Source organism: Phreatobacter stygius, from assembly GCF_005144885.1.
Lineage (GTDB): Bacteria > Pseudomonadota > Alphaproteobacteria > Rhizobiales > Phreatobacteraceae > Phreatobacter > Phreatobacter stygius.
This window is the reverse complement of record NZ_CP039690.1, coordinates 4,658,156-4,674,473: the sequence shown is the minus strand read 5'-3', so window position 1 is coordinate 4,674,473 and position 16,318 is coordinate 4,658,156. Positions and strand designations below refer to the sequence as shown.

At 67.2% G+C, this 16,318-nt stretch carries 20 protein-coding genes; 16 read left to right on the top strand and 4 right to left on the bottom strand.

The window, feature by feature from the left end:
* Positions 1 to 66 precede the first annotated feature (66 nt).
* Positions 67 to 870 carry a crotonase/enoyl-CoA hydratase family protein gene (locus E8M01_RS21980; protein WP_215908940.1) on the top strand — a complete coding sequence of 268 codons (804 nt, stop codon included), beginning with the start codon at positions 67 to 69 and terminating at the stop codon, positions 868 to 870.
* A gap of 86 nt (positions 871 to 956) precedes the next feature.
* Here the strand turns inward: E8M01_RS21980 and E8M01_RS21975 are convergent, their stop codons facing one another.
* Positions 957 to 1,430 carry a transglycosylase SLT domain-containing protein gene (locus E8M01_RS21975; protein ID WP_170182016.1) on the bottom strand — a complete coding sequence of 158 codons (474 nt, stop codon included), beginning with the start codon at positions 1,428 to 1,430 and terminating at the stop codon, positions 957 to 959.
* Between the two features lie 460 nt (positions 1,431 to 1,890).
* On the opposite strand from E8M01_RS21975, the gene E8M01_RS21970 reads away from it, so the two are divergent.
* The 5 genes from E8M01_RS21970 (at position 1,891) to E8M01_RS21950 (ending at position 5,674) form a co-directional block, all read left to right on the top strand.
* Positions 1,891 to 2,529, top strand: coding sequence for an MBL fold metallo-hydrolase (locus tag E8M01_RS21970; protein WP_136962106.1), 639 nt, complete (start codon positions 1,891 to 1,893; stop codon positions 2,527 to 2,529).
* 312 nt (positions 2,530 to 2,841) lie between these two features.
* A complete protein-coding gene (locus tag E8M01_RS21965; RefSeq protein WP_136962105.1) occupies positions 2,842 to 3,915 on the top strand; it encodes a lysylphosphatidylglycerol synthase transmembrane domain-containing protein in 1,074 nt (357 codons plus the stop codon).
* 65 nt (positions 3,916 to 3,980) lie between these two features.
* Positions 3,981 to 4,556, top strand: coding sequence for an NADPH-dependent FMN reductase (locus E8M01_RS21960; protein ID WP_136962104.1), 576 nt, complete (start codon positions 3,981 to 3,983; stop codon positions 4,554 to 4,556).
* Complete coding sequence (gene pyrF, locus E8M01_RS21955) at positions 4,553 to 5,269, top strand: orotidine-5'-phosphate decarboxylase (protein ID WP_136962103.1); 717 nt, start codon at positions 4,553 to 4,555, stop codon at positions 5,267 to 5,269. Before E8M01_RS21960 ends, pyrF begins: the two co-directional genes overlap by 4 nt.
* Before the next feature lie 90 nt (positions 5,270 to 5,359).
* Positions 5,360 to 5,674: a DnaA/Hda family protein gene (locus tag E8M01_RS21950; protein ID WP_136962102.1), complete on the top strand. Its 315-nt coding sequence runs from the start codon at positions 5,360 to 5,362 to the stop codon at positions 5,672 to 5,674.
* On the opposite strand, the gene E8M01_RS21945 is transcribed toward E8M01_RS21950, so the two are convergent.
* Positions 5,671 to 6,186, bottom strand: coding sequence for a MarR family winged helix-turn-helix transcriptional regulator (locus tag E8M01_RS21945; protein ID WP_136962101.1), 516 nt, complete (start codon positions 6,184 to 6,186; stop codon positions 5,671 to 5,673). The two genes, E8M01_RS21950 and E8M01_RS21945, sit on opposite strands and share 4 nt — an antisense overlap.
* Before the next feature lie 44 nt (positions 6,187 to 6,230).
* Between E8M01_RS21945 and E8M01_RS21940 the strand changes: the two genes are divergently transcribed.
* From E8M01_RS21940 to lhpI, 5 genes are all read left to right on the top strand, one after another.
* Positions 6,231 to 7,136 carry an alpha/beta hydrolase gene (locus tag E8M01_RS21940; protein WP_136962100.1) on the top strand — a complete coding sequence of 302 codons (906 nt, stop codon included), beginning with the start codon at positions 6,231 to 6,233 and terminating at the stop codon, positions 7,134 to 7,136.
* 149 nt (positions 7,137 to 7,285) lie between these two features.
* Positions 7,286 to 8,254, top strand: a complete 969-nt coding sequence (sppA, locus tag E8M01_RS21935; protein WP_136962099.1) for a signal peptide peptidase SppA — start codon at positions 7,286 to 7,288, stop codon at positions 8,252 to 8,254.
* A gap of 49 nt (positions 8,255 to 8,303) precedes the next feature.
* Positions 8,304 to 8,585, top strand: coding sequence for an integration host factor subunit beta (gene ihfB, locus E8M01_RS21930; RefSeq protein WP_136962098.1), 282 nt, complete (start codon positions 8,304 to 8,306; stop codon positions 8,583 to 8,585).
* Between the two features lie 25 nt (positions 8,586 to 8,610).
* Positions 8,611 to 8,982 carry a LapA family protein gene (locus E8M01_RS21925; RefSeq protein ID WP_136962097.1) on the top strand — a complete coding sequence of 124 codons (372 nt, stop codon included), beginning with the start codon at positions 8,611 to 8,613 and terminating at the stop codon, positions 8,980 to 8,982.
* A gap of 6 nt (positions 8,983 to 8,988) precedes the next feature.
* Positions 8,989 to 9,948, top strand: a complete 960-nt coding sequence (gene lhpI, locus E8M01_RS21920) for a bifunctional Delta(1)-pyrroline-2-carboxylate/Delta(1)-piperideine-2-carboxylate reductase (RefSeq protein ID WP_136962096.1) — start codon at positions 8,989 to 8,991, stop codon at positions 9,946 to 9,948.
* 16 nt (positions 9,949 to 9,964) lie between these two features.
* Here lhpI and E8M01_RS21915 read toward each other — a convergent pair whose 3' ends face one another.
* Together E8M01_RS21915 and E8M01_RS21910 are read right to left on the bottom strand one after the other, a co-directional pair.
* Positions 9,965 to 10,450 carry a phosphatase domain-containing protein gene (locus E8M01_RS21915; protein ID WP_136962095.1) on the bottom strand — a complete coding sequence of 162 codons (486 nt, stop codon included), beginning with the start codon at positions 10,448 to 10,450 and terminating at the stop codon, positions 9,965 to 9,967.
* Complete coding sequence (locus E8M01_RS21910) at positions 10,447 to 11,448, bottom strand: aldo/keto reductase (protein WP_136962094.1); 1,002 nt, start codon at positions 11,446 to 11,448, stop codon at positions 10,447 to 10,449. Before E8M01_RS21910 ends, E8M01_RS21915 begins: the two co-directional genes overlap by 4 nt.
* Positions 11,449 to 11,600: 152 nt before the next feature.
* Here E8M01_RS21910 and E8M01_RS21905 point away from each other — a divergent pair, with 152 nt between their 5' ends.
* The 5 genes from E8M01_RS21905 to trpA all read left to right on the top strand — a co-directional run bounded on the left by E8M01_RS21905 (position 11,601) and on the right by trpA (position 16,222).
* Positions 11,601 to 12,122 carry a winged helix-turn-helix transcriptional regulator gene (locus E8M01_RS21905; protein WP_136964755.1) on the top strand — a complete coding sequence of 174 codons (522 nt, stop codon included), beginning with the start codon at positions 11,601 to 11,603 and terminating at the stop codon, positions 12,120 to 12,122.
* 1 nt (position 12,123) lies between these two features.
* A complete protein-coding gene (gene fabF / locus E8M01_RS21900; RefSeq protein WP_136962093.1) occupies positions 12,124 to 13,389 on the top strand; it encodes a beta-ketoacyl-ACP synthase II in 1,266 nt (421 codons plus the stop codon).
* 108 nt (positions 13,390 to 13,497) lie between these two features.
* On the top strand, positions 13,498 to 14,175 hold the full coding sequence (locus E8M01_RS21895) for a phosphoribosylanthranilate isomerase (protein ID WP_136962092.1): 678 nt from the start codon (positions 13,498 to 13,500) through the stop codon (positions 14,173 to 14,175).
* Entirely contained in the window at positions 14,172 to 15,389 is a 1,218-nt protein-coding gene (gene trpB / locus E8M01_RS21890; RefSeq protein WP_136962091.1) for a tryptophan synthase subunit beta, read from the top strand. The genes E8M01_RS21895 and trpB overlap by 4 nt, the downstream gene beginning before the upstream one ends.
* Positions 15,386 to 16,222: a tryptophan synthase subunit alpha gene (gene trpA / locus E8M01_RS21885; RefSeq protein ID WP_136962090.1), complete on the top strand. Its 837-nt coding sequence runs from the start codon at positions 15,386 to 15,388 to the stop codon at positions 16,220 to 16,222. The genes trpB and trpA overlap by 4 nt, the downstream gene beginning before the upstream one ends.
* Positions 16,223 to 16,318: the final 96 nt, after the last annotated feature.

Below are 16,318 nucleotides of genomic sequence, written 5' to 3'. Positions count from 1 at the left end.
GCAATCGATCGATGATCAGGTGATCGTCAGGGGAGAACGCCGATGGCCGAGAGCCCGAACCCAAAACTGAACGACCGCGTCAGCATCGACCTCGTCGATGGCGTCGCCGACGTGCGCCTCAATCGTCCCGACAAGATGAACGCCCTCGACCCGGCGATGTTCGATGGCCTGACCGCCGCCGGCGAGGCTCTCCGCCGACAAGCCGGCGTGCGAGCCGTCGTACTTTCGGGCGAAGGCAAGGGCTTCTGCGCCGGACTGGACATGGGTCTGTTCCAGTCCATGGTCTCCGGCGGCACCGTGCTCGGCGATCTCCGGCCGAGGACCCATGGTCCGGCCAATGCGGCGCAACAGGCGGTCATGGTCTGGCGATCCCTGCCGGTCCCGGTGATCGCCGCCATTCACGGCGTGGCGCTCGGCGGCGGCTTCCAGATCGCGCTCGGCGCCGACATCCGTTATGTCGCGCCCGAGGCAAGGCTGTCGGTGCTGGAGATCAAATGGGGGCTCGTTCCCGACATGGGCGGCGTCGCGCTGATGCGGGAACTGGCGCGCGCCGACGTGATCCGCGAGTTGACCTTCACCGGACGGATGTTTTCCGGAACAGAGGCCCTGGCCTTCGGTTTCGCAACGGCGCTCCACGCGGATCCGCGCGCGGCGGCGCTGGCAACGGCGCGTGACATCGCCGGGCGAAGCCCGGACGCGATGCGGGCCGCCAAACGCCTGCTGAATCTGGCAGGCGACGGCTCGGTCGCCGAGGTTCTGCAGGCGGAATCGGATGAGCAGGCCAAACTGATCGGCTCGCCCAACCAGATCGAGGCCGTGCTGGCCGGGGTCGAGAACCGGGCTCCGGCCTTTCGCGCGCCTCCGGCATGACGCCGAGACGTGGGGCGATGCCGGTCTTCGCACGATAGGGCGAACGCGGCGGACAGGGTCCGCCGCGTTCTGTCAGTCGGGGTGGCTCAGAGGCTCGCCATCATGCGCGCGACGTGATTGGAATAGGCGGTGCGCGTGCAGGACGAGGCCAGGCCACGATTGTGCAGGGCCGCCGCGCCGACGGTCGTGCCGCAGCGCTGGTAGGCGACCGCCAGGTGGCGCATGCCCCATTCGAGGCCGGCGCCGCAGGAATTGAGCGCCGAGGTCGGGCCGGTATAACCGAGACCGCGGGCGGTGGCCGGCTTGATCTGCAGCGGACCGAGCTCTCCGGCCCGGCCGACGGCGTGGCAGCGCAGGCGGCTCTCGACCCGGGCGACCGCCACGGCGAAGCGCGTGGGAACGCCGTGACGGGCGGCGACCTCGGCAACGCGCCGGGCGACCGACGAGGTCATTTCAAGCGTCTCGCCACCGGCCTGAGCCTGGCCCCGCTGAGCCTGGGCCCGGCGGTTTGCCGGCTGGGCGGCAGCCTGGTTCGGCGGCGTGGCATTGCGCGCAAACATGGCGGCCCAAGACATGTCCTGGCTGTAGATTTCATTCGCCTTGGCGACAGTCGTCAATGACGCGGAGGACGCAACAACAGCAAAAAAAGCCAAATGCATGGAAAAGCGGCGAATAGCCGCGTTTCGAATGATCATGATTTCTTGTTCCTAAGTATAGGCCAGCGCATCAAAGGTTGATGCTTGTAGCGGCCGCTTCCCGTCATTCACCCCTGCCGGTCACTCAATTGACGCAGGGGAACGCATTCATCTGGTGCGGGACCAATGCGGCGGCTTATATTCACAAAAAATTGGCATTGCAATAATTTTATATTTTGAGCTTGACCAGCGTCCGAATCGACACAGTCGCCCGTCTCGGGATCAAGCCGGTTTCCGCGCTGCACGGTGTCACTACTTCGGCTTGGTTGCCTGCCCGCTCCCGGGAGGTTAAGCGCTAGGGGCTTGCTGCAACAGGAGCCGCCGCATGTCCAACCTCAAGGTCGCCATCGTCCCGGTCACGCAGTTCGAGCAGAACGCCTCGATCGTCTGGGATACGGAAACGATGAAGGCCGCGATCGTCGACCCCGGCGGCGACCTGCCGCGCCTGCTGGCGGCGCTCAAGGAACTGAAGGTCACGCCGGAAAAGATCCTGATCACCCATGGCCATATCGACCATGCCGGCGGCGCTGCGGAACTGGCCGAGACCTTGAACATTCCGGTCGAGGGCCCGCATATCGCCGACGAGGTGATTCTCAAGAGCCTGCCGATCCAGGCGCAGAACTTCGGCATGGCCGACGTACGCACCGTCGTCCCCGACCGCTGGCTCGAAGAGGGCGACACGGTGACGGTCGGCAATCTCAGCTTCGACGTTCTGCACGTGCCCGGCCACGCACCCGGCCACGTCGTCTTCGTGCACCACCCTTCCGAATTCGCATTGGTCGGCGACACCGTGTTCCAGGGCTCGGTCGGCCGCACCGATCTCTACGGCGGCGACCATGACCTGCTGATCAAGGGCATCAAGGAAAAGCTCTTGCCGCTCGGCGACGATTTCGCGGTTCTGCCGGGCCATGGCCCGGCCACCACGCTCGGCCGCGAGCGGACGACCAATCCGTTTCTGGTCTGAGAGCGTATTTGAGGCGGCCGGCTTATCGAGACCGGCTGCCCGTGATCGCACGGTGATCGAGCGAAGAGGCGGACCATGCGAAACAATTCACCGGGAACAGGTCCATGGCGCGGCAAGCCCGCGCGGGTGCTCGATCATGGTGGAAATCGGCCGTCTTGCCGTCGAGATTTCGCCTTGAGCCCCTTGTAGCCCTTGCCACCATCCGCAATTCCCCTCATGTTTCGTGACATATCAGCGAAACAGTTCATCTGGTACTTGCCATGACCGGATGCGCGGGGGTCTTTCGCGCCAAACGCTTGATCGGGACGGCCCTTGTTTCAGACCCTCGTGACCTTTGTCCGTGACCGCGTCGGCTTCAAGCGGATCGTGCTCGGCGTCTCCCTGGCGATGCTCGCCATCGCGATTTACGTCCTTGTCCATAAGCTGAAGAACATCAACTGGTCGAAGGTGTTCACGGCGATCACCGAGATCGGTCCGGGCACCCTGATCATTGCCGGCCTGTTCACCGCCGCCGCCTACCTGACGCTGACCGTCTACGACTATTTCGCCACCCGCACGATCGGGCGCGAGGACATCCCTTATCCCGCCTGCGCCATCGGCTCGTTCACCAGCTATTCGATCGCGCATAATCTCGGCGCCACCGTCTTCACCGCCGCCGTGGTGCGCTATCTCGTCTATTCCCGCTACAAGATCACGGCACCCGAGGTGGTCAAGCTGTGCTTCATCGCCGGGCTCACCTTCTGGCTCGGCAATGCCACGGTGCTCGGCCTCGGTTTCGTGCTGGAGCCGGAAGTGGTCACGCCTGTGGTCGAAGCCTTCGGCATCGGCGGCAGCACGGTGCGCATGGTCGGCTTCGGCATCCTGGTGGCGCTGGTCGGCTGGCTGATCTTCGTCAGCCAGCCACGCAAGTTCGGCCGTGGCGCCTGGGTGATCAAGCTGCCCAGTGCCAAGTTGACCGCCCTGCAAATGGTCATCGGCATTGTCGACCTCGCCTGCTGCGCCGCCATCCTCTATGTCCTGCTGATGGCCATGCCGCATGCGCCTGATGCCTCGTTCCAGGCGGTTGCGGTGATCTTCTGCGCGTCCATGCTGCTCGGCTTCGCCACCCATGCGCCGGGGGCAGCGGGTGCCTTCGAGGCGACGTTGCTGATCGCCCTGCCGCCGCTCGGCTTCGCGCCGGAATCGGTGGTCGCCGCGTTCATCCTGTTCCGCCTCTATTATTTCATCGCGCCGTTCCTGCTGGCGCTGAGCCTGCTGGCGGTGCGCGAACTGACCAGCGGCAACCGCTCGCTCGACCATCTGAAGGAAAGCATGGCGGCGATCCGTGCGGCCGAGGCGAGCCATGAGGCGGCCAAGCACGCCGCCAAGCCCGGACCCGCCGAGTAAAGGTTTGCACCAGCCGGCACGACGGCTAGAAGAGAGGCGTCCCCGCCACACTCTTCGAGGCCGTCATGACCCGCATCCTGGTGTTTTCCGGCTCGATCCGGTCCGGCTCGTTCAATGGCAAGCTCGCCGCGCTGGCCGCCACCGAGCTTGCCCGGCTCGATGCCGACGTGACCCATATTTCGCTCGGCGACTATCCGTTGCCGATCTATGACGGCGATCTGGAAAGTGCCTCCGGCCCGCCCGAAAACGCCCTGAAGCTGAAGCGGCTGTTCTGCGCCCATCAGGGCATTTTCATCGCCGGCCCGGAATATAATGCCGGCATCACGCCACTCCTGAAAAACACCATCGACTGGGTCAGCCGGGTCCGCGAGACCGGCGAGCCGCCGCTGGCCGCCTATCGCAATCGCGTCTTTGCACTTGGCTCCGCCTCGCCCGGCGGCTATGGCGGCATGCGCTCGCAGATCGCCACGCGCCAGTCGCTGGAGCTTGGCTGCGGCGCCCATATGATCCCGGAAACCTGCGCGGTCTCGGCCGCGCATCAGGCCTTCGACGAAGCCGGCAACCTGAAGGACGAGCGCAGCCGCGCCCTCCTCATCGCGTCCTGCAAGTCGCTGGTCGAGAAAGCCAAGGCCTACACATGAGCCCGATCAGCAACCAGGATCCGCGCGCCAAACTGTTCGTCGCGCTTGATTTGCCGAGCCTTGCCGAAGCCGAGCGCCTGGTGGCCCGGCTCGGCGACACGGTGACGCATTACAAGATCGGCTACCGGCTTGGCTATTCCGACGGCATCGCCTTCGGCCGGGAGCTCGCCGCCTCCGGCAAAAGCATTTTCTTCGACCTGAAGCTTCACGACATCGACAACACGGTGCGCGAGGGGGTCGAATCGATCGTCAAGACCGGCGCGCACTACCTGACCGTCCACGCCTATCCGCAGACCATGAAGGCCGCCGCCGCCGGACGCGCCGGGTCGCATCTGAAGATCCTGGCGGTGACCATCCTGACCTCCTGGAACGACGTCGATTGCGCCGAGGCCGGTTATGCCGGCAGCCTCCAGTCGCTGGTTCAGAGCAAGGCGAAACAGGCGGTGGCGCTCGGCATGGACGGCATCGTCTGCTCGGCTCAGGAGACCGGCCTCCTGCGTGCGGCCGGCATTCCCGACCGGGTCGAACTTGTGACGCCCGGCATCCGGCCGGCCGGCGTGGACAGCGGCGATCAGAAGCGCATCGTGACGCCACGGGCGGCGATCGCCGGCGGCGCCGACCGGCTGGTCGTCGGCCGCCCGATCACCGCGGTCGCCGACCCGGTCGCCGCCGCGCAGGCCATCCTTGACGAGATCGTGATGGCACGCGGGTGAACACCCGTGGCAGGATGAGGCTCGCCATCATGACTTGAAACCTGAGCCGGCTGCCCCTACCTGCGGCCCGGTACAGACGCGAGGCAATGTATGAGGAACTCTGAAGACCAGCGCAAGCCCGGCCGTTTCCAGACGGCGCTGACCGGCATTATCGGCCTTGTCAGCGGGCTGTTCATCGCGATCTTCATGTTCATCCAGCTCCGCGCCGCCTGGAACAATGGCGTGGTGCTGCTCGGGCCGGCCGGCCCGAACGCCTGGGATCTCGAATATGAGGTCGAGCCGCTCAGCTATATCGTGGCGATGTCGGCGCTTTACCCCGCGGCGATCGTCTGCGGCGTCGGCCTGGCCATTGCGAGCTGGTTGCTGCTGGCCGGAAACCGCAAGGACACCGGGCGCGACGACTAACGTCCAGCCGCCGGTTTCGCCCGTGCGGCCTTGAGCGCCTGATAGATCCGGCCCATCGCAGCTTCGACCGCCGCCGTGTCGCCGGGCTCGGCCCTCGACATCATGATGTCGAGGATCGCCGTGTGAGTGGCCAGCGCACGGGTCGCCAGTTCCTGGCCTTGCGCGGTCAGATTGAGCCGGCGGATTCGACCGTCATCGGCGTCCCGTTCGCGGGTGATCAGGCCGCGCCGCTCCAGATCCGGCAGCGTCATGCTGACGGCGCTCTTGCCGACCAGCAGCCGGCCGGCCAACTCGCCCTGGGCAAGGCCCGGCTGGCGCGCCAGATTGGCCAGGATGTCATATTGCGAGAGATTGAGACCGAGCGGCTCGAGCGCCGCGGTCATCGCCGTCTCGCAGGCATGATGAACCCGCACCACGCTCAGCCAGGACGCGAAGCCGGGCACCTCCCAGGGGCGCCGCCCGGAGTTCGCCTCTTGCAATTGGTTCAGCGATGAACTATTTTGTTCAATCATGAACTAATATTATCCGATCGGGTCACACCGGGAAAGAGGCTGCCATGAAGAGCCTGGCTCTGAAGGCGATGAGAACCGGTTTTCAGTTCGGCAGCGCGGTGGCGCCGCGCGCCACCGGGCGCATCGCGCTGAGGCTGTTCCGCAGGCCGTTCGACCCGATGGGGCCGAGCGACAAGAAGCAGCAGGTGATCGAGACCGGCCGCGCGCGCTTCGCCGGCGCCGAGAGCCGCCGCATCCGCCACGCCAAGGGCCACGTCCAGGCCTATCGCTTCTTGCCGAAGCCGGAGCAGGATCGCGGCGAGACCGTCGCGGTGGTTCATGGCTGGGCCAATCAGGCCTATTTCATGAGCGCCTTCATCGAGGGACTGACGGCCGCGGGCTTCCGGGTCGTCGCCTTCGACCTGCCGGCGCACGGCGATTCGAGCGGCACCGAAACCGATCCGTTCGACGGCGCCCGCGCGTTGCAGGCGGTGGCCGCGGCATTCGGCCCGCTCCACGGCGTGGTCGCCTACTCCTTCGGCGGCGCGGTCACCGCGGTCGCCGTCGACGGCAAGCCGCCGCTGTCAGGCCCGCTGGATGCCGGCCGCATCGCCTTCATCTCGGCACCCGACGCGATCGTCGACATCACCCGGCGGTTCGGCGCGATGACCGGGCTCGGCCGGGCCGCGCAATCGGCCTTCGAAAAAGCGCTGAGCCTGCGCGGGGGCCGGGCTCTGGACGATCTCAGGACGTCGGCCATGTTCGAGAGCCGCGACATTCCGCTGCTGGTCGTGCATTCGCGCGACGATCGCGAGATCCCGTTCACCGATGCCGAGCGGCTGGCGCGTGCAGGCTCCGCCACCGCCTTCGCGCCCGTCGACCGGCTCGGCCATCGCCGCATCCTCTATGCGCCGGATGTGATCGAACGGGTCGTCGAGTTCATGCAAAGCCCGATTCCGCCTCGGCTTTGAGCCCAGATCCCGAGCCCTCGCCGGGCTTTTCGCCGCCGCGTCGAACCGACACAAGCCGGCCGCGGTGCTTGCGCCGGGCTCCAGGCGGGTCTACCTGAACGACAGCCGGGCGGCGACGCCCAAGTTTCAGTGAGACTTGCGGAGCTCTCATGCCGCTCGACACCGACGCCGTGCTCGACCGCCGTCTGTTGCGCAGAAAGCTGACCTTCTGGCGCGTCGTCGCCGGGATCGTCGCCGTTGCCGGACTGGCCACGGCGGGCTTCTACGGCGCCCGCAGCGCCGGCTATTTCGCCACCCGCCACGTCGCGCGCATCGAGGTCCGAGGCCTGATCACCCAGAATGCCGAAGTCCTGCGCATGATCGAGGCTATCGGGCGCAATGACAGCGCCCGCGCTCTGGTGGTCTCGATCGATTCGCCCGGTGGCACGGTGGCCGGCTCCGAAGCGCTCTATCTGGCGCTGCGCCAGGTCGCGGCCAAGAAGCCGACAGTCGCAGTGGTCGACGGCATGGCCGCCTCCGGTGGCTATATCGCAGCCCTCGCCGCCGATCACATCGTCACGCGCGAGACCTCGATTACGGGCTCGATCGGCGTGATCGTGCAGTTCCCCAATGTCGTGCAGCTCCTGGAGACCGTCGGCGTCAAGGTCGAGGCCGTGCGTTCCGCGCCGCTGAAGGCCACGCCGAGTGGCGTCGAGCCGACCAGCCCCGAGGCCATCGCGGCGCTGCGCGAGATCGTCACCGACAGCTATCAGTGGTTCCAGCGCCTGGTGAAGGAGCGTCGCGGCCTGAATGACGAGCAGTTGCGTGTGGCCGCCGACGGCCGGGCCTTTTCCGGCGTCAGGGCGCGCGACATGCGGCTGGTCGATACGATCGGCGGCGAGGACGAGGCACGCGGCTGGCTCGCCGGGCGCGGCGTGTCGCGCGATCTGGCCATCCGCACCTACCGGCCGTCGCGCCGCGGCACCCTGCCCTTCGTCAATGTCGCCGCGGCGGCACTGGTCGACGCGGTCGGCTTGAGCGATCTTGGCGAGCGGCTGCGCTCGTCGGGCATCATCGCGGGTATCGAGCGCTCGGCGCTTGACGGGCTCCTGGTCGTCTGGCAGCCTCCAAGCCCATGATCCATTTCATAAAATTCAACCGGGGACGTGCCGCGGGCGCGCATCGTCGATGATCAAATCCGAACTGGTCCAAAAGATCGCCGAGCAGAACCCGCAGCTCTATCAGCGCGACGTCGAGAATATCGTCAATGCGATCCTCGACGAGATCGTCTCGGCGCTGGCGCGCGGCGACCGGGTGGAGCTGCGCGGCTTCGGTGCGTTTTCTGTAAAGGCGCGCGGCGCCCGCGTCGGCCGCAACCCGCGCACCGGCGCCCATGTCGCGGTGGAGGACAAGGTTGTGCCCTTCTTCAAGACGGGCAAGGAAATGCGCGAGCGGCTGAACCGGGTCTGACGCGCCAGCCTGAAAGGCATCCGGCATGATCAAGCGTATCGTCAACTGGCTGGTGCTGGCGCCCATTGCGATCGTCGCGGTGGTGCTGGCAGTGGCCAACCGGGCGCCGGTCACCTTCTCGTTCGATCCGTTCTCGCGTGACCTGTCGGCGGCCTCCCTGACCATGCCGCTGTTCGTCCTGGTGCTGGCCTCGGTGGCGCTCGGCGTGGTGATCGGCGGCACGGTGTCGTGGTGGAAGCAAGGTGTTCACCGCCGGCACGCACGCAAGGCCGAACAAGAGCTCGACAGCGCCCGCGCCGAGATCGAGCTGCTGCGCAACGAGATCGCCAAAAACGGCGGCACCCCGCCCGCGCCGCATGGCGGTCCCCTCTCCTTCTTCGGCCGTTCGGCCGCGTGAGCTGATATGCGCATCGTTTCTGCCGCCGAAATTGCCGGCCTGCTCACCCATTCGGACCTGGTCGACGCGCTGGGCGAGGCGTTTCGCGCCGAGATCACCGTGCCGCTGCGCCACCACCACCGCATCCCGCAGGCCGACGGCTCGCCGGAGGCCATGCTGCTGCTGATGCCCGCCTGGACCGCCAGCGGCAGCCAGCAATTCGTCGGTACCAAGATCGTCTCGGTCTATCCCGGCAACGGCGCGAAGAACCTGCCGGCGATCTATGGCAGCTATATCCTGTCGAGCGGCGAGACCGGCGCGCCGCTGGCGGTCATGGATGGCACCGAGCTAACGGTCTGGCGCACCGCCTGCGCCAGCGCGCTCGCCTCGCGCTCGCTGTCGCGCAAGGACGCCACGCGCCATGTCATGGTCGGCGCCGGCGCGCTCGCCCCGCACCTGATCCGCGCCCATGCGGCGGTCCGGCCGATCCGTCACGTGACCATCTGGAACCGCTCGCGCGAGCGCGCGGCCGAGCTTGCCGAAGGGCTGCAGGGCACCCTGCCCGGCATTACCATCACGGTTGGCACCGATCTTCAGGCCGCCGTCGGCGAGGCCGATATCGTCTCCTGCGCCACCATCTCGACCAATCCGGTCGTCTCCGGCGACTGGCTGAAGCCGGGCGCTCATCTCGACCTGGTCGGCGGCTATACACCGGCCATGCGCGAGACCGACGACGCGGCGATCCGGCGCGCCAGCCTGTTCGTCGACACCCGCACCGGCGGCCTGCACGAGGCCGGCGACATCGTCGACCCGATCAGGCGCGGCCTCATCACCGAGGCCGACGTGAAGGCCGACCTGTTCGACCTCGCCCGTGGCACCCATGCCGGGCGCACATCCGACAGCGAGATCACCCTGTTCAAGTCGGTCGGCACGGCGCTGGAAGACCTTGCCGCCGCCATGCTGGTCTGGCGGTCGCTGAAGAGCTGACCGGCCGGCCACAGGCTCAGGGCTGGCCGCCAACCGCTGCGGGATCGGCGATCCAGGCTTCCTGGCCCGCCGTTTCGATGGCCCCCGGACGTGCCCCGCGCACGATCGCAATCGCCGCCGCGGCCGGCAGGCCGCGCTCGACCAGCAATCGGGCAGCGATCATGCCGGAACGGCCGAGACCGGCCCGGCAATGGATGACCAGGCGGCCGCCGAGATCCAGGGCGGCGCGAAGCTCATCAGCCATCGCTCGCCAGGCCGGCAAATCCTGGGGCGTTCCGTAGTCGGCAACAGGATATCTCAGCCAGCGGATGCCTTGCCGGGACAGACGCTCATCCAATCCCGGCGCGTCGGGAAACTCGCGGTCCTCGACGAGACTCAGCACGATGGTCGCACGCCAGGCCACGATCGCAGCGACATCACCATCGAGGTCGCCATCACGCCCCGGGCAATAAGTGAGCGCGATCGCCCATGGCGCGTCGACAGGCAGCGCGACAGGGATCAACGCTGCACCGCCGTCATGGAGGCTGCGGGATAACGCGTGCCGGCAGCCGCGCCCGCCGGGATCGCCTCGTCCAGGAGCGCCAAGTCGGCCGGTGTCAACGCCACCGCGAGAGCACCGAGATTGTCGTCGAAGCGCACCTGCGACCGCGTGCCGGGGATCGTCACCACGTCCTTGCCCTGGGCCAGCACCCAGGCCAGCGCCAGTTGCGACGGCGTGCAGCCCTTGGCCACGGCGAGCGCCTCGAAACGGCCGACCAGTTGGCGGTTGTGGGCGAAATTCTCGCCCTGGAAGCGCGGATGGGCGGTGCGACGGCCGTCGACCTGCGACAGATCCCGGATCATGCCGGTCAGGAAGCCGCGGCCGAGCGGCGAATAGGCGACGAAGCCGATGCCAAGAGCCGCCGTGGCCTTGCGGGTCGCTTCGGCTTCGGCGCGATAGAGCAACGAATATTCGGTCTGCACCGCGGCGATCGGATGCACCTTGTGCGCCCGCCTGATGGTGTCGGGACTTGCCTCGGACAAGCCGAGATGGCGCACCTTGCCTTGCTCGACCAGCCGCGCCATGGCGCCCACCGTCTCCTCGATCGGCACCGCCGGGTCGACGCGGTGCTGGTAATAGAGGTCGATCACCGTCTCGCCCAGGCGCTTGAGGCTCGCCTCGCAAGCCTGGATGACGTAGTCGGGGTGGCCATTGACGCCGTTCGGGCCGCTGGCGCTGCGCGTCTGGCCGAATTTGGTGGCGAGCACCACGCGGTCGCGCCGGCCCTTGATGGCGCGGCCGACCAACTCTTCATTGTGACCCCAGCCATACATGTCGGCGCTGTCGAGATGATCGGCGCCGGCGTCGATGGCCTGCCGGATCAGCGCCTCGGAAGCCGCGTCGTCGGCCTCGCCATAGACGCCGGAAAGCGGCATGCAGCCGAGCCCGATCGCGGCGACGACCAGGCCTCCCGAACCGAGAGGCCGAGGTTCGACTGGCCCTGATTGCGTCCTGGTCATGCCCCATTTCTCCGGCCTCGTTGCGACCGCGACAGATCTAGCCCGGCCGGCAGCCCATGGCTCTTCACTTTCCGTCGATGACCCCGCCCCGGTGGATCGGTAACCATTTGTGGCTTGCGAATGGAAAGTCAGGCCGCTATGCGTTCCGGCCGATGACGTCGACCGCGCGCCAAGCCGATGAATGCCCGATCGCCCGCACCATGCATTGCGTGGGCGAGTGGTGGAGCATCCTGATCCTGCGCGACGCCTTTCAGGGTCTCAGCCGCTTCGACGAATTTCAGCGGAGCCTCGGTGTTGCCAGCAATATCCTGGCGCGCCGGCTGAAACATCTGACCGAAATCGGCCTGTTCGAACGCCGGCTCTACAGCCAAAGGCCACCGCGCTACGACTATGTCCTCACCGCGCGGGGCCGGGACTTCTTTCCGGTGGTGAGCGCCATGCTCGCCTGGGGCAACCGGCACCTGGCGCCGGAAGGCGCATCGGTTCTGCTGGCCGAACGGGCCTCGGGCAAACCGGTCGAGCCAGTGGTTCTGGATCGTCCGAGCCTGACACCCATTACGCTCGACACCGTGGTACTGATCGCCGGGCCGCGCGCCAGTGCGGACATGCATGAACGCCTGAACTCACGCAGAGCCTTACCGCCGGCACTCATACCGACTGGATCTGGAGCCTGACATGCGCCGTATCGTCGTCACCGGACTGGGCCTCGTTTCGCCTTTGGGCTGCGGCGTCGACCTTGCCTGGTCGCGGCTGATCGCCGGCCAATCCGGGATCAGGGCGCTGCCCGAAGCGACCGCGGCCCAATTGCCGGCCAAGATCGCCGGCAATGTGCCGGACAAGCTTCTGGACCCGGAGGGCGGTTTCGATCCGGATCTCGCGGCTTCCGCGAAAGACCAGCGCAAGATGGATCGCTTCATCCTGTTCGCCTTGCTCGCCGCGGACGAAGCCATTGCCCAGGCCGGCTGGGCGCCGGCCGGCGAAAGCGACCAGGAGCGCACGGCCACCATCATCGCCTCCGGCATCGGCGGCTTTCCGGCCATGGTCGAGGCGGTCAGGACGGTCGATGCCCGCGGCGTGCGCCGGCTGTCGCCGTTCACGGTTCCCTCCTTCCTGGTCAATCTCGCCGCCGGCCAGGTGTCGATCCGCCATGGCTTCAAGGGACCGCTCGGCGCCCCGGTCACGGCCTGCGCGGCGAGCGTCCAGGCGATCGGCGACGCGGCGCGGATGATCCACGCAGGCGAGGCCGATATCGCGGTCTGCGGCGGCAGCGAGGGCTGCATCGACGTCGTCAGTCTCGGCAGCTTCGCCGCCGCGCGGGCGCTGTCGACCGATTTTAATGAAACGCCGGCGCTTGCCTCGCGGCCGTTCGACCGGGATCGCGACGGCTTCGTCATGGGCGAAGGCGCCGGCATGCTGGTGATCGAGGCGCTCGACCACGCGCTGGCGCGTGGCGCCCAGCCGATCGCCGAACTCGTCGGCTACGGCACGACGGCCGATGCCTATCACATCACCTCCGGTCCGGAGGATGGCGACGGCGCGCGCCGCTCGATGGCGGCGGCCCTGGCTCAGGCAGGCCTGAAGCCCCAGGACATCCAGCACCTGAACGCCCATGCGACGTCGACACCGGTTGGCGACCAAGGCGAACTGGAGGCGATCAAGACGCTGTTTGGCCGCGACAACCGGGTGGCCGTCACCTCGACCAAATCGGCCACCGGCCATCTCCTGGGCGCCGCCGGCGGGCTGGAAGCGATCTTCACCATCCTGGCGCTGCGCGACCAGGTGGTGCCGCCGACGCTCAATCTCGACAATCCGGATCCGGCCGCCGACGGCGTCGACCTGGTCGCCCGCACCGCGCGGCCGATGGCGCTGACCCATGCCATGTCGAACGGCTTCGGTTTCGGCGGCGTCAATGCCAGCGTCATCTTCAAGCGCTGGGGCTGAGATCCGCCGCCGGCCGCCCCATGTGCCTTCAGCGTCCCATGTACCTTCAGCGCCCAATGAGATGATGAGGGTGGTGCATCGCCCCGACAGTCTCTAAGAAGCCGCCCCATGCCTTTGCTGGTCAAGATCTGCGGGATCACTTCGATGCTCGCCATGGAAACGGCGCTCGACGCGGGCGCCGACATGGTCGGGCTGGTGTTTTTCGCCAAGAGCCCGCGCAATGTCTCGCTGGCGACCGCCTGCACCCTGTCGGGCCGCACCTGCGGCCGCGCCGCCGTTGTCGCCTTGACCGTCGACCCGAGCGACGACTTCATCACCGAGGTCATGGCGAACCTCAAACCCGACCTCATTCAATTGCACGGCCAGGAAACGCCGCAGCGCGTCGCCGACATCCGCCAGCGTTTCAAGGTGCGGGCGATGAAGGTCATCGGGGTCGCCGACAAGGCCGATCTCGACGTCGTGCCAGCCTATGCCGCGGTCTCCGATCTCCTGCTGCTCGACGCCAAACCGCCCAAAACCGCCGAGGCGCTGCCCGGCGGCAACGGCCTGCCGTTCGACTGGCGGCTGGTCGCCGGCCTTGACCCCGGCCGCCCGGTCATGCTTTCGGGAGGTCTCGATCCGGACAATGTGGCCGATGCAATCAGGTTGACGCGGCTCTCAGGCGTCGATGTGTCATCCGGGGTCGAAAGCGCGCCGGGCGTCAAGGATCCCGACAAGATCAGGGCCTTCGTGGCCGCCGCACGTCAGGCCGCCGCCGCGGCTGCGGGCGCAGGAGACAAGCGATGAACGTGCCGCCGAAACCCAATTCCTACCGCACTGGCCCTGATGATCGCGGTCGCTTCGGCATCTATGGCGGACGCTTCGTCGCGGAAACGCTGATGCCGCTGATCCTCGATCTTGAAAAGGCCTATGCCGAAGCCAGGCAGGACTCGGCTTTCGCCAAGGAGATGACCGGCTATCTCACCCACTATGTCGGCCGTCCCAGCCCGCTCTATTTCGCCGAACGCCTGACCGACCATTTCGGCGGCGCCAAGATCTACCTGAAGCGCGAAGAGCTGAACCATACCGGCTCGCACAAGGTGAACAACGTGCTGGGCCAGATCCTGCTGGCCCGCCGCATGGGCAAGAAACGGATCATCGCCGAAACCGGCGCCGGCCAGCATGGCGTCGCCACCGCCACGCTCTGCGCCCGCTTCGGCCTGGAATGTGTGGTCTATATGGGCGCGGTCGACGTCGCCCGGCAGGCGCCCAACGTGTTCCGCATGAAGATGCTGGGCGCCGAGGTGGTGCCGGTGCAATCCGGCGCGCGCACCTTGAAGGATGCGATGAACGAGGCGCTGCGCGACTGGGTGACCAATGTCGGCAACACGTTCTACTGCATCGGCACGGTGGCTGGTCCCCATCCCTATCCCGGCATGGTGCGCGACTTCCAGTCGGTCATCGGCGACGAGACGCGCAGCCAAATGCACGAGGCCGAGGGTCGCCTGCCGGACAGCCTGATCGCCTGCGTCGGCGGCGGCTCCAATGCCATCGGCCTGTTCCACCCGTTCCTGGATGACCCGACGGTTGAGATCTACGGCGTCGAAGCCGCCGGCCACGGCCTGACCAAGCTGCATGCCGCTTCCATTGCCGGCGGCCGTGCCGGCGTGCTGCACGGCAACCGCACCTATCTCCTGATGGACGATGACGGCCAGATCCAGGAGGGGCATTCGATCTCGGCCGGCCTCGACTATCCCGGCATCGGGCCGGAACATTCCTGGCTGAACGATATCGGCCGGGTGAAATATCTCTCCGCGACCGACGACGAGGCCGTGGCGGCCTTCCAGCTCCTGTCGAAGATCGAGGGTATCATCCCGGCCCTCGAAAGCGCCCATGCGCTGGCCAAGGTCGCCGACCTCGCGCCGACCAAGCCGAGGGATCACCTGATGGTCGTCAATCTTTCCGGTCGCGGCGACAAGGACGTCCCGCAGGTCGCCGAAATCCTGGGAACCAAGCTGTGAGCACCCGTCTCGACACCCGCTTCGCCGATCTCGCCCGTGAAGGCCGCGCCGGCCTCGTCACCTATGTCATGGCCGGCGATCCCGACCGCGAGACCGCCCGGGCGATCCTGAAGGCGCTGCCCGGCGCCGGCGCCGACGTGATCGAATTCGGCATGCCCTTCACCGATCCGATGGCCGATGGCCCGGCGATCCAGGCGGCCGGCCTCAGGGCGCTGTCCGGCGGCCAGACGCTGAAGAAGACGCTCGAGGACATCGCCTGGTTCCGCTCCGGCGACCAGACGACGCCGATCGTGCTGATGGGTTATTACAACCCGATCTACATCTATGGCGTCGACAGGTTTCTCGATGACGCCAAGGCCGCCGGCATTGACGGGCTGATCGTCGTCGACCTGCCGCCGGAAGAGGATGCCGAACTTTGCCTGCCGGCGCTGAAGGCGGGCCTGAACTTCATTCGGCTGGCGACGCCGACCACCGACGACAAGCGCTTGCCGACCGTGCTGACCAATACCTCGGGTTTTGTCTATTACGTCTCGATAACCGGCATTACCGGCATGGCGACGCCGAATTTCGACCGGACGGCGGAAGCGGTGGCGCGTATCAAGCGGCACACCAGCCTGCCGGTCGCCGTCGGCTTCGGCGTCAAGAATGCCGACCACGCCGCGGCCGTCGCCCGTGGCGCCGATGCCGTGGTGGTCGGCTCCGCCCTGGTCGATGCGGTGAAGGCCTCGCTCGACCAGGACGGCAAGGGCAGCGCCCGCACCGCGCAGGCGGTCGCCGATATCGTCGGTTCGCTAGCCAGCGGCGTGCGTGGCGCCCGTCGTGCGGCCGAATGAGCCTCGCCCGAGCCGGAGCCCAGGCGCCTCGCGCGCTTCGCGCCGTTAGCTTATATTGACCTCTTCGCGGCCGCTTGCGGCTGCTTGTGCCAGGAC